This is a genomic window from Pandoraea norimbergensis (assembly GCF_001465545.3).
GTDB lineage: Bacteria > Pseudomonadota > Gammaproteobacteria > Burkholderiales > Burkholderiaceae > Pandoraea > Pandoraea norimbergensis.
In genome coordinates, this window is record NZ_CP013480.3 from 1,195,371 (window position 1) to 1,207,506 (window position 12,136).

Here is a 12,136-nt window from a genome sequence, read left to right on the forward strand (position 1 = left end):
AGTGTGGGCACTCGATGAAAAGTGCGTCTGCTTCGGCAGATAAGCTTTAAATTTATTGAGGCTCACATAGTAATAGGTAAGTTAAGTAATTAACTTGTCAGCATACTTTGAGAGCGACCGGTTCAAGTGATTTATCACGAAAAACCGAAAACAGTAACAGGTTTAAACTGAAGAGTTTGATCCTGGCTCAGATTGAACGCTGGCGGCATGCCTTACACATGCAAGTCGAACGGCAGCACGGGTGCTTGCACCTGGTGGCGAGTGGCGAACGGGTGAGTAATACATCGGAATGTACCTTGTAGTGGGGGATAGCTCGGCGAAAGCCGGATTAATACCGCATACGCTCTGAGGAGGAAAGCGGGGGACCTTCGGGCCTCGTGCTACAAGAGCAGCCGATGTCAGATTAGCTTGTTGGTGAGGTAAAAGCTCACCAAGGCGACGATCTGTAGCTGGTCTGAGAGGACGACCAGCCACACTGGGACTGAGACACGGCCCAGACTCCTACGGGAGGCAGCAGTGGGGAATTTTGGACAATGGGCGAAAGCCTGATCCAGCAATGCCGCGTGTGTGAAGAAGGCCTTCGGGTTGTAAAGCACTTTTGTCCGGAAAGAAATCCTTTGGGTTAATACCTCGGGGGGATGACGGTACCGGAAGAATAAGCACCGGCTAACTACGTGCCAGCAGCCGCGGTAATACGTAGGGTGCAAGCGTTAATCGGAATTACTGGGCGTAAAGCGTGCGCAGGCGGTTTTGTAAGACGGATGTGAAATCCCCGGGCTTAACCTGGGAACTGCATTCGTGACTGCAAGGCTAGAGTATGGCAGAGGGGGGTAGAATTCCACGTGTAGCAGTGAAATGCGTAGAGATGTGGAGGAATACCGATGGCGAAGGCAGCCCCCTGGGCCAATACTGACGCTCATGCACGAAAGCGTGGGGAGCAAACAGGATTAGATACCCTGGTAGTCCACGCCCTAAACGATGTCAACTAGTTGTTGGGGATTCATTTCCTTAGTAACGAAGCTAACGCGTGAAGTTGACCGCCTGGGGAGTACGGTCGCAAGATTAAAACTCAAAGGAATTGACGGGGACCCGCACAAGCGGTGGATGATGTGGATTAATTCGATGCAACGCGAAAAACCTTACCTACCCTTGACATGTACGGAATCTTGCTGAAAGGTGAGAGTGCTCGAAAGAGAGCCGTAACACAGGTGCTGCATGGCTGTCGTCAGCTCGTGTCGTGAGATGTTGGGTTAAGTCCCGCAACGAGCGCAACCCTTGTCCTTAGTTGCTACGCAAGAGCACTCTAAGGAGACTGCCGGTGACAAACCGGAGGAAGGTGGGGATGACGTCAAGTCCTCATGGCCCTTATGGGTAGGGCTTCACACGTCATACAATGGTCGGTACAGAGGGCTGCCAAATCGCGAGATGGAGCTAACCCCAGAAAACCGATCGTAGTCCGGATCGCAGTCTGCAACTCGACTGCGTGAAGTTGGAATCGCTAGTAATCGCGGATCAGCATGTCGCGGTGAATACGTTCCCGGGTCTTGTACACACCGCCCGTCACACCATGGGAGTGGGTTTTGCCAGAAGTAGGTAGCCTAACCGTAAGGAGGGCGCTTACCACGGCAGGATTCATGACTGGGGTGAAGTCGTAACAAGGTAGCCGTAGGGGAACCTGCGGCTGGATCACCTCCTTTCTAGAGCATGCACTGGAAGTTGAGTGTTCACGCTTATCGGTTGTTGACTGCGTAGATCTAAGTCGGGTCTGTAGCTCAGGTGGTTAGAGCACCGTCTTGATAAGGCGGGGGTCGAAGGTTCAAGTCCTTCCAGACCCACCAATCTCTTTCCACCGACGCCTGGTAGAAAGAAATTAGGCTGAGGCAAGGCACAAAAAGCTGCCGCATACATTGGTATGCAAAGGTTTTTGTAACGCCGCATCAGACTGATTTTGGGGGCATAGCTCAGCTGGGAGAGCACCTGCTTTGCAAGCAGGGGGTCGTCGGTTCGATCCCGTCTGCCTCCACCAATTCCTTAGATCGTACATCGATGTCAGTCAAAAGCTTTTACGTCTGTAGTAAATCCCTATAGAGATTTCACGTGAATGTTTTTGAATGACAGCAATGTCATGCAGTTATTTGTTCTTTAACAATTTAGAAGAAGTAGTAGTACAACGGAAGCGCATTAGAGATGGTGCGTGGAAATTGTACGGGTTGTGATTGTATCAACTAGTATTTAAGTGATCGAAAGATGACTTGGAATACGGCACAACGCTAAAACTCAACCTGTAACGAGACATTCTCGTTATAGGGTCAAGCGAATAAGTGCATGTGGTGGATGCCTTGGCGATTACAGGCGATGAAGGACGCGATAGCCTGCGAAAAGTTGTGGGGAGCTGGCAAATAAGCTTTGATCCACAAATGTCCGAATGGGGAAACCCGGCCCGAATGGGTCATCCTAGACTGAATACATAGGTCTAGCGAAGCGAACGCGGCGAACTGAAACATCTAAGTAGCTGCAGGAAAAGAAATCAACCGAGATTCCCAAAGTAGTGGCGAGCGAAATGGGACCAGCCTTCAAGATTTAGCACCGGTGTTATCAAAACGGAATGGAAAGTCCGGCCATAGTGGGTGATAGCCCCGTATGAGAAAACCCTGGTGTGGAACTAAGCTTGAGAAAAGTAGGGCGGGACACGTGAAATCCTGTCTGAAGATGGGGGGACCATCCTCCAAGGCTAAATACTCGTAATCGACCGATAGTGAACCAGTACCGTGAGGGAAAGGCGAAAAGAACCCCGGGAGGGGAGTGAAATAGATCCTGAAACCGCATGCATACAAACAGTCGGAGCCTCGTAAGGGGTGACGGCGTACCTTTTGTATAATGGGTCAGCGACTTACATTCAGTGGCAAGCTTAACCGAATAGGGAAGGCGTAGCGAAAGCGAGTCCGAATAGGGCGTTCAGTCGCTGGGTGTAGACCCGAAACCAAGTGATCTATCCATGGCCAGGATGAAGGTGCGGTAACACGTACTGGAGGTCCGAACCCACTAATGTTGAAAAATTAGGGGATGAGCTGTGGATAGGGGTGAAAGGCTAAACAAACTTGGAAATAGCTGGTTCTCTCCGAAAACTATTTAGGTAGTGCCTCGTGTATCACCTTCGGGGGTAGAGCACTGTCATGGTTGAAGGGTCCATTGCGGATTACTTCGCCATAGCAAACTCCGAATACCGAAGAGTGCAATCACGGGAGACAGACATCGGGTGCTAACGTCCGGTGTCAAGAGGGAAACAACCCAGACCGCCAGCTAAGGTCCCTAAATATTGCTAAGTGGGAAACGAAGTGGGAAGGCTAAAACAGTCAGGAGGTTGGCTTAGAAGCAGCCACCCTTTAAAGAAAGCGTAATAGCTCACTGATCGAGTCGTCCTGCGCGGAAGATGTAACGGGGCTAAGCAATATACCGAAGCTGCGGATGCGAGCTTGCTCGCATGGTAGGAGAGCGTTCTGTAAGCCTGTGAAGGTGTCTTGTGAAGGATGCTGGAGGTATCAGAAGTGCGAATGCTGACATGAGTAGCGATAAAGGGGGTGAAAGGCCCCCTCGCCGTAAGCCCAAGGTTTCCTACGCAACGTTCATCGGCGTAGGGTGAGTCGGCCCCTAAGGCGAGGCAGAGATGCGTAGCTGATGGGAAGCAGGTTAATATTCCTGCACCGTCGTATGATGCGATGGGGGGACGGATCGCGGAAGGTTGTCCGGGTGTTGGAAGTCCCGGTCCCTGTATTGGAGAAGGCGCTTAGGCAAATCCGGGCGCGGAATTCAAGGATATGGGGCGAGTGAACTTGTTCACGAAGCAATTGGAAGTGGTTCCAAGAAAAGCCTCTAAGCTTCAGTCATACGAGACCGTACCGCAAACCGACACAGGTGGGCGAGATGAGTATTCTAAGGCGCTTGAGAGAACTCGGGAGAAGGAACTCGGCAAATTGGTACCGTAACTTCGGGATAAGGTACGCCCTTGTAGCTTGACTGGCCTGCGCCAGGAGGGTGAAAGGGTTGCAATAAACTGGTGGCTGCGACTGTTTAATAAAAACACAGCACTCTGCAAACACGAAAGTGGACGTATAGGGTGTGACGCCTGCCCGGTGCCGGAAGATTAAATGATGGGGTGCAAGCTCTTGATTGAAGTCCCGGTAAACGGCGGCCGTAACTATAACGGTCCTAAGGTAGCGAAATTCCTTGTCGGGTAAGTTCCGACCTGCACGAATGGCGTAACGATGGCCACACTGTCTCCTCCCGAGACTCAGCGAAGTTGAAGTGTTTGTGATGATGCAATCTACCCGCGGCTAGACGGAAAGACCCCATGAACCTTTACTGTAGCTTTGCATTGGACTTTGAACCGGTCTGTGTAGGATAGGTGGGAGGCTTTGAAGCAGGAACGCTAGTTTCTGTGGAGCCATCCTTGAAATACCACCCTGGTTTGTTTGAGGTTCTAACCTAGGTCCGTAATCCGGATCGGGGACAGTGCATGGTAGGCAGTTTGACTGGGGCGGTCTCCTCCCAAAGTGTAACGGAGGAGTACGAAGGTACGCTAGGTACGGTCGGAAATCGTGCTGATAGTGCAATGGCAAAAGCGTGCTTAACTGCGAGACTGACAAGTCGAGCAGGTGCGAAAGCAGGTCATAGTGATCCGGTGGTTCTGTATGGAAGGGCCATCGCTCAACGGATAAAAGGTACTCTGGGGATAACAGGCTGATACCGCCCAAGAGTTCATATCGACGGCGGTGTTTGGCACCTCGATGTCGGCTCATCTCATCCTGGGGCTGTAGCCGGTCCCAAGGGTATGGCTGTTCGCCATTTAAAGAGGTACGTGAGCTGGGTTTAAAACGTCGTGAGACAGTTTGGTCCCTATCTGCCGTGGGCGTTGGAAGTTTGAAGGGGGCTGCTCCTAGTACGAGAGGACCGGAGTGGACGAACCTCTGGTGTACCGGTTGTCACGCCAGTGGCATCGCCGGGTAGCTATGTTCGGAAGAGATAACCGCTGAAAGCATCTAAGCGGGAAACTCGCCTTAAGATGAGACTTCCCTAGGAACTCGATTCCTTTGAAGGGTCGTTCAAGACCAGGACGTTGATAGGTCAGGTGTGGAAGCGCAGTAATGCGTTAAGCTAACTGATACTAATTGCCCGTAAGGCTTGATCCTATAACCAGTGTGTTTTGTGCTGGTGTGAGTTTGCGTGTGCCCATAACGAGGCTGATACGCTCACAACCCAACTACATGTAGTACTACGCTTCTTCTGAATTGGTTTTGTTGCACCTAGTGCAGCAGAACATACAAGTTATGCCTGATGACCATAGCGAGTTGGAACCACCCCTTCCCATCCCGAACAGGACCGTGAAACGACTCCACGCCGATGATAGTGCGGATACCCGTGTGAAAGTAGGTAATCGTCAGGCTCCCCTAAAGACCCCTTGCTACAACGCGTAGCAAGGGGTTTTTGCTTTGCGCGTTCGGAATTCGAGCGTGGTTGCACTCAACACCGCCGGCCGATCTTTGTTTCCCGGATACCACCTAGCGCAATTGATACGCTTCGCGTTCGGATCCCTTCTGATGTTCTCCTTCTTGACGCGTTTGAAAGCTGTCGTCTGGGTAATCGTTTGAAAGATACGAGAGATGACATATTCGGGGGCTATCGTGACGGTTGTTTTATTGACCGATATGGGCGTCGCAAAAGCGTATCTTCATACGCAACGCTGCCCGGCACACGATGAATCTACTTTCAAACCCCGGGACAAAGCTCCCGCCAGTTGTTGTCATCTCGCTGACTGATAGTCTTACGCGTCGCGTCCACATCACCGAACAACTCAAACGAGCTGGCGTACCGTTCCGGTTCTTCAACGCGGAGCGCGTGAGCGAGTATCCGGATGTCTATGATGCGCAAACGCGTCTTCGCACCTATGGCAACCACCTGACGCTCGGTGAAATCGGCTGTTACGACAGTCACTATCGTGTCTGGCAGGAGCTCGCAGATTCGAATAACGACATCTGGTGTGTGCTTGAGGACGACGTTCAACTCGCTCCTGGCTTTGCCGCTCGCTTGAGTTACACACTCGATGCGACGACCCCTTGGGGGATTGCCCGTCTCAACGAAGGTGGTGATGCAGGCCGCTGGCCAGTGGGGCGGCTCCCCGACGGGGCAATCCTGCATGACCATCGCAAGCAGCCCGGTGGAACGCAGGCCTACCTGATTCGCAGGGACGCTGCCCTGACACTTCTTGCGTATGGCAAACGGATGGTGCACCCCGTTGACGACATGTTGAATCGGAACTGGGAACACGGCATCCGCATGATCTCGACGTCGCCCGCAGTCGTCTCGCATTGCGATGAGATTGTCGACACTACCATCACCGGGAGAAAGAAAGCGCAACGCTCACTTCCCGAGAAGCTGCGTCGCGAATTCCATATGGGCCGGGATAGTCTGAGCCGGCACGCGGATGTCTGGCGTAGACGCTTCCTGGAATCGCGTCGATGGGACGAGAGGACGTAGACGCCGCAAAGGCCGTAGCGGACCAAAGTATCCTGTCAAAACAAAAACGCGCTGCCTCAGAGAGGACAGCGCGTCATTGTCACGGCAAGGGGCGTACGAGCGAATTCAAGCCGACATTGCTACCTCTGAATTGACCCCGTAGCACTGCAAGTAAAACCGGCATCGGTTGCGCCGCAGGGCCTACCTCAGAGGAACGCGGCCTCACTAGACTTCAGCATCGGGGGACTGACCCACGCGAAAACCGCGAGTCTCCCCCCAACACCTCACACCGCTACCGTTTCCTCAGGAAACACCGGCTCGCCGAGGTTCAGCATCAGGCGATTTGCCCACGCGAAAATGGCAATCGAGTGGATCAGGTCGAGGATTTCTGCATCCGTTAGGCCAACGTCACGCAGTGCCTGCAATTGTGCCGGGCGCACATCACCCGGCGTCTCGGTCAGCTCGATCGAGAACTGCGCAATGGCCTTCTCCCGCGCGGTCGTTCCCGCCGTGCGCGGCTCGTCGAACACTTCCCGGATCACGTCGTTACGCTTCGCCAGTTGCTCGAAACGCTGCGCATGCACCGACGCGCAGTACACACAACCATTGATGCGCGATACCACCGTCGTCGACAACTCGCGTTCAGCGCGCGGCATTCCGCCCGGTGCGTACATGATGGCGTTGAACGCCGCCGAGCGCTGGCGCAGCACTTCCGGCTGATGCACCAGAAAGAGGTAGTAATCCGACGTCTTGGCCTTCGGATGACTCTCCTCCAGCACAGCGACCTGCTCGGGTGTGGCCTTGTCGAGTGCAACGACGTCGAGCCACGCATCCCAGTCGAGTGACTCGTTGGTAAAACCGTGCGAACGGATGATCTCGCTCATGCTGTCGTCTCCCGCGGAGCCAGTTGTTTGAGGGCTTGCAGACCCGCCACCAGACGCGTCTGGTACGACAGGAACGCAATCAGTTGGGCAAGCGCTACCACGGCCGGCGTCGTCAAACCTGCTGCCGGCAGTTGCTGCAATGCGGCCTTGTCACCCGCGACCGGGTTCTCGATCAACGTCCGCGTGAAGATCAGCATCGCGCGCAAACGGATATCCGTCACGTCTTCCGGCTTGCCACTTTCGGCGGCCGCCAGTTGCGAAGCATCAACGGCATGCTTGCCCAGTTCCGCGCGATAGTGCGCAGCGAGCGAAGGCGACGGCGTGAGCCGGCTCGCATACAGCGCGACGAGCAGACGCTCGACCAGCGAAATGCCTTCGAGTGCCGGATCGAACAGCCCTTCGTAGCTGCCTTGCGTGGCGATGGCAACTTTGTCGCGCGCATGTCGCAGCGTGTGCGCCGCAGAGCCAGCTTCGAGCCCGGCCACGCGGTCGACGAGATCGTCAGCGATGTCGTATTGAGTGTTGGCGGTCATGATTGTCCTTGTGATTGGGCGCGCTCGGCCACGGCTTTCGCGAGGAATGCCTGCACGGCACTCCACGAACGCTGATCGGCGAGTGCGTTGGCATCCGGCTCACCACCGCCGGTGCTGATCTTGCCCGAGACCGGATGCGCATAGACGAGCTGCGTCGTCGGCACATACGGAAACACGATGGCGTGTCCGGCACGCGCGAAGTCGAGATGCTCGACCGGATACGGATAGCGATGCTCGGCCAGCCGTTCAGTCACCATCTTCGAGTAAAGGCTCGACGGCCAAGAGCCATCGTCCTCAGCGGACAACAGCATCACCGGCCCGCGAATCTTCTCGACCGGGATGCGAGCCCGCGCGACGGCGTCGGCATCACCCAGTGCCGTCAACATCGCCTTGGAATGACGATGCGGCGGCGGTCCTTCATCAAACGGCGCCCACGACGCTGTGCGGTTGTTTTCCCAGATATGCGGCAACGGCTTGCCATCCAGCAGCCATGTCGGGCCTTCGCGACCGAGTGCCGGGTCGCACGCGTTCTGCGCACTGTGAATCAACGCACTCGGCACATAACCGATGACGGCCGACACAGCATCCGGGAACGTCGCGCCGAGCAGCAACACGAGCTCACCGCCACGCGACTGGCCCGACAGCGCCACGAAATCATGGGCCGGCTTTACCGTACGGCGAAGCCAGTCCATGCCCTTGGCGAAGTACTCCAGCGGCGTGTTGGAGATGTAATCCGACAACCCCGGCGTCTTGAAATACCCCAACGCGAAGGCGGCATACCCATGCGACGCATAGAGCGCCGCGCGCGGTTCGTTGATACCGCCACCGGAGCCGTTCAGAATCATGACCGCCGGATGTGGGCCGTCGCCCGGCGGCAGGTACAGCGTGCCGACGAGCCCGTCTTCACGCACCTCGCGCCGGGTGACGCCTTCGGCGGCCAGACGTTGAGTGAATGAGACAGAAGCCGAGACAGAAGCCGATGCAGCGGCAGCGCCGGCAGCCGACACATCGGTGCCTGCGTCAGCGGCCGAAGCGTGCGCGGAAGTGCCGTCAGCCACCACCGCATCCGCCTGCGCCACAACCGTCGTCACGAGTGGTGCCGACACCGGTTGCGGGAACACGTCACGGCTTTTGCCGTCTTCGGGCACCTGCGACCAGATGAGTCCCATGGCGGAAACGCCCTGATAACTGCCAGCGACAGGCGCATCGCGCGCCACGTCGACACAGCCTTCAGCGTCGGCCTCGAAAGTGGCTTCGGCATGCCACACCACGCCGCCCGCCCGCGCGGTATGCGCGGTGAGCGTGACGCGCGCACCGGGCGCCGCGCCGCGCACCACCAGGTGGCGCGGCACGTCGATCAGTGCATCCGCGGGTGTTGCCGTGAGAATGAGCGATGACGTCATAAGGCAATAGATCCCGTGGCGTCCGCTTACTTCGCGGCCTTGGTCACTTGCATCGCGACCGTACGATCGCTCGTGAACGGCGTGACCTTCAGGCCCTTACGCACGGCCCAGATGTTCTGGTAGTGATACAGCGGAATCACGCCAACGTCGTCCGACACCACCTTGACCGATTGACGCAAGATCGCTTCGCGCTTGCCTTCGTCGAACTCGGCGGTCGATGCGTCGAGTGCCTTGTCCACGGCCGGGTTGCTGTAGTGGCCCCAGTTCGATGCGCCCAGACCCTTCTTGGCATCCACGGTCGCCAGCACGTTCACGAGCGCGTAGCTCGCTTCACCCGTGCCGTTACCCCACGCGAGCATCGTCATGGCGTAGTCGTTCTTGTTCGCGCGGCCCGAGTACACGGCCCAAGGCACCACTTCCACCTGCGTCTTCACGCCAATGCGTGTCCAGAACTGCGCCACTGCCTGCGCCGTTTCCGGGCCTTGCGGGTAGCGGTCGTTCGGCACGTGCATCGTGAGCTTGAAGCCCTGCGGGAAGCCCGCATCGGCCAGCAGCTTCTTCGCTTGTGCGGCGTCGAACGGAATGTTCTTCACGTCCGGGTTGTAGCCGAACGTGTCTTTCGGCATCCACTGATTGGCTTCGCTGGCCGTGCCCTGCATGATGCGCGACACGATGGCATCGCGATTGATGGCGAGCGACAGCGCGCGGCGCACACGCACGTCGAGCAGCGGGTTCTTGGCAAGCGGCTTGCCGTTGTTGTCGGTAATGAAGTCGTTCGGACCGTCGCGGAACGTCGGTTGCAGCAGCATCACGCGCAGGCCCGGGTACGGGAACACCGTCACGTTGGGCGACTTCTTCAGACGCGGAATATCCGAAGCGGACACCTTGTCGATCACGTCCACGTCGCCGGCGAGCAGCGCGGCAGTCCGTGCGGCACCGTTATTGATGTAGCGATAGTCGACTTTTTCCCACTCCGACTTGCCGCCCCAGTAGTTGTCGTTACGCACCATTTCCACGCGGTCGCCCGGCGTGTACGACACGAACTTGAACGGCCCCGTGCCGATCACGGCGCGCCCGGCGTTGTAGTCGTCGGTGTTCGACTTCTCGCCCACGTGCTTGCTCACGATATGCACCGACGCGAGGTTCAGCGGCAGGTCCGGGTTCGCAATTTTGGTCTTCACGACGAGCGTGAGCGGATCGGGCGCGCTCATCGTCTCGATGGTGCGCAGGTAACCCGCGAACGTCGCCACGCTGCCCGGCACGTTACGTGCGCGCGTGTACGAATAGATGACGTCGGCGGCCGTGAACGGCTGGCCGTCCTGCCACTTCACGTTCGGGCGCAGCTTGAATTCCCACGTCTTAGCGTCGATGGCCTTCCACGACACGGCGAGGCCCGGTTGCAGCTTGTTCCACTTGTTCTCGACGAGCAGATCCCAGAAGTGCAGATCGACCGAGCGGTCGCCCGCGTGGTTGTTCAGTTGCGGATCGAGCGACGAAAGCGGATCGGCAAACGCGATGCGCAGGGTCGAGCTTTGGGCGTTTTGTGCGGAGGCCGCGGCGCTCGTCACGAGCAATGCAGCGGCTAACGAGGACAACAAGAAGCGTTTCATTATCGGCAATCCTGGTCGTTGATGAATGAAAGAAGGTCTGACGTGACACTGACCGCAGGCCGGTCACGTCGTCGGATGATTCGGATGATTCGTATGAGGCAGTTAGTTCAGCGAGTCCGGCGATATCAAACGTCGTTCAGATGGCACGCACTCACGTGGTTGATCGCCACGCCACGCAGCGTCGGCACTTCCGTGCGGCAACGCGGCATGGCGTGCGGACAACGCGGGTGGAAGTGACAACCGCCCGGCGGCGCAATCGGGCTCGGAATTTCGCCGCGAATCGCCGAGAACGTCTTGTGACGTACGTCGATACGCGGAATCTCGGCCAGCAGCGCCTGCGTGTACGGATGATTCGGGCGGCGGAAGACTTCTTCGACCGGTGCGCTCTCGACCACCCGGCCGAGATACATGATCACCACGCGATCGGACAAATGCTCGACCACACCGAGGTCATGGCTGATGAACACGTACGTGAGCTTGAGTTGCTCGCGCAAATCCATGAACAGGTTGAGAATCTGCGCCTGAATCGACACGTCGAGGGCCGCCACGGCTTCGTCGCATACGAGCAGGTCGGGCTGCACCGCCAGCGCGCGTGCAATACCGATGCGCTGACGCTGACCGCCGCTGAACTGGTGCGGATAGCGATGACGCAACGCCGGATCGAGCCCGGCGCGCTGCAACTGCGCGCTCACGTAATCGTCGAAGCCGGCGCGATCGGTCAGGCCATGGACCAGCGCACCTTCACCGACAATGCGGTCGACGCGCAGGCGCGGATTCAGACTCGAATACGGGTCCTGAAAGATCATCTGGATCTTCAGGCGGGCGTCGCGCTTTTCGTCGTCGCTCAGCGAGTCGGCAGGGCGGCCATGAATCTGCACTTCACCCGACGACGGCTTGAGCAGCCCCGCGAGCATGCGCCCGAGGGTGGACTTGCCACACCCCGACTCACCCACAAGACCGACGACTTCGCCCGGCTTGACGACCAGATCGACGTTATCGACCGCGCGCACGACGGCCGGCGGATGCGACAGGCCGACGCGTTCGAGCAGACGCCCGGCCGGGCCGACGTGACGCTCGCCAAAGCGCTTGCTGACGCCGCGCAGCGCCACGATAGGCGCGGGCAACGTAGCACTCGGGGCCGCTGCCGCACGGGGGCCGCCAGCGCCGTGATGACCCTGCGGGCTGTTGGGTTGTGC

6 protein-coding genes, 2 tRNA genes and 3 rRNA genes are annotated in these 12,136 nt (G+C 57.5%); 6 read left to right on the top strand and 5 right to left on the bottom strand.

Features of this window, described 5'->3' with window-relative positions; all coding sequences use genetic code 11:
• The first annotated feature begins 164 nt into the window (after positions 1-164).
• From AT302_RS05345 to AT302_RS05370, 6 genes are all read left to right on the top strand, one after another.
• Positions 165-1,697: ribosomal RNA gene (locus AT302_RS05345) — 16S ribosomal RNA — on the top strand.
• Positions 1,698-1,761: 64 nt separating this feature from the next.
• Positions 1,762-1,838: transfer RNA gene (locus AT302_RS05350), tRNA-Ile, on the top strand.
• Positions 1,839-1,950: 112 nt separating this feature from the next.
• Positions 1,951-2,026: transfer RNA gene (locus tag AT302_RS05355), tRNA-Ala, on the top strand.
• Positions 2,027-2,307: 281 nt separating this feature from the next.
• Positions 2,308-5,186 (top strand): 23S ribosomal RNA (locus AT302_RS05360).
• 141 nt (positions 5,187-5,327) lie between these two features.
• Positions 5,328-5,440, top strand: a 5S ribosomal RNA gene (gene rrf, locus AT302_RS05365).
• The 16S, 23S and 5S rRNA genes sit together here with 2 tRNA genes alongside, the layout of an rRNA operon.
• A 311-nt stretch (positions 5,441-5,751) precedes the next feature.
• Positions 5,752-6,531 carry a glycosyltransferase family 25 protein gene (locus AT302_RS05370; protein WP_058377548.1) on the top strand — a complete coding sequence of 260 codons (780 nt, stop codon included), beginning with the start codon at positions 5,752-5,754 and terminating at the stop codon, positions 6,529-6,531.
• 263 nt (positions 6,532-6,794) lie between these two features.
• Here AT302_RS05370 and AT302_RS05375 read toward each other — a convergent pair whose 3' ends face one another.
• The 5 genes from AT302_RS05375 to AT302_RS05395 form a co-directional block, all read right to left on the bottom strand.
• Positions 6,795-7,394: a peroxidase-related enzyme gene (locus AT302_RS05375; protein ID WP_058377549.1), complete on the bottom strand. Its 600-nt coding sequence runs from the start codon at positions 7,392-7,394 to the stop codon at positions 6,795-6,797.
• Positions 7,391-7,927, bottom strand: a complete 537-nt coding sequence (locus AT302_RS05380) for a CMD domain-containing protein (protein ID WP_058377550.1) — start codon at positions 7,925-7,927, stop codon at positions 7,391-7,393. The genes AT302_RS05375 and AT302_RS05380 overlap by 4 nt, the downstream gene beginning before the upstream one ends.
• Positions 7,924-9,330, bottom strand: coding sequence for an acyl-CoA thioesterase/bile acid-CoA:amino acid N-acyltransferase family protein (locus tag AT302_RS05385; RefSeq protein ID WP_058377551.1), 1,407 nt, complete (start codon positions 9,328-9,330; stop codon positions 7,924-7,926). Before AT302_RS05385 ends, AT302_RS05380 begins: the two co-directional genes overlap by 4 nt.
• Positions 9,331-9,356: 26 nt before the next feature.
• Complete coding sequence (locus AT302_RS05390) at positions 9,357-10,940, bottom strand: ABC transporter substrate-binding protein (protein WP_058377552.1); 1,584 nt, start codon at positions 10,938-10,940, stop codon at positions 9,357-9,359.
• Positions 10,941-11,065: 125 nt separating this feature from the next.
• The gene (locus AT302_RS05395; RefSeq protein WP_058380112.1) at positions 11,066-12,064 is read right to left on the bottom strand and encodes an ABC transporter ATP-binding protein; all 999 of its coding nucleotides are present in this window, start codon (positions 12,062-12,064) and stop codon (positions 11,066-11,068) included.
• Positions 12,065-12,136 lie beyond the last annotated feature (72 nt).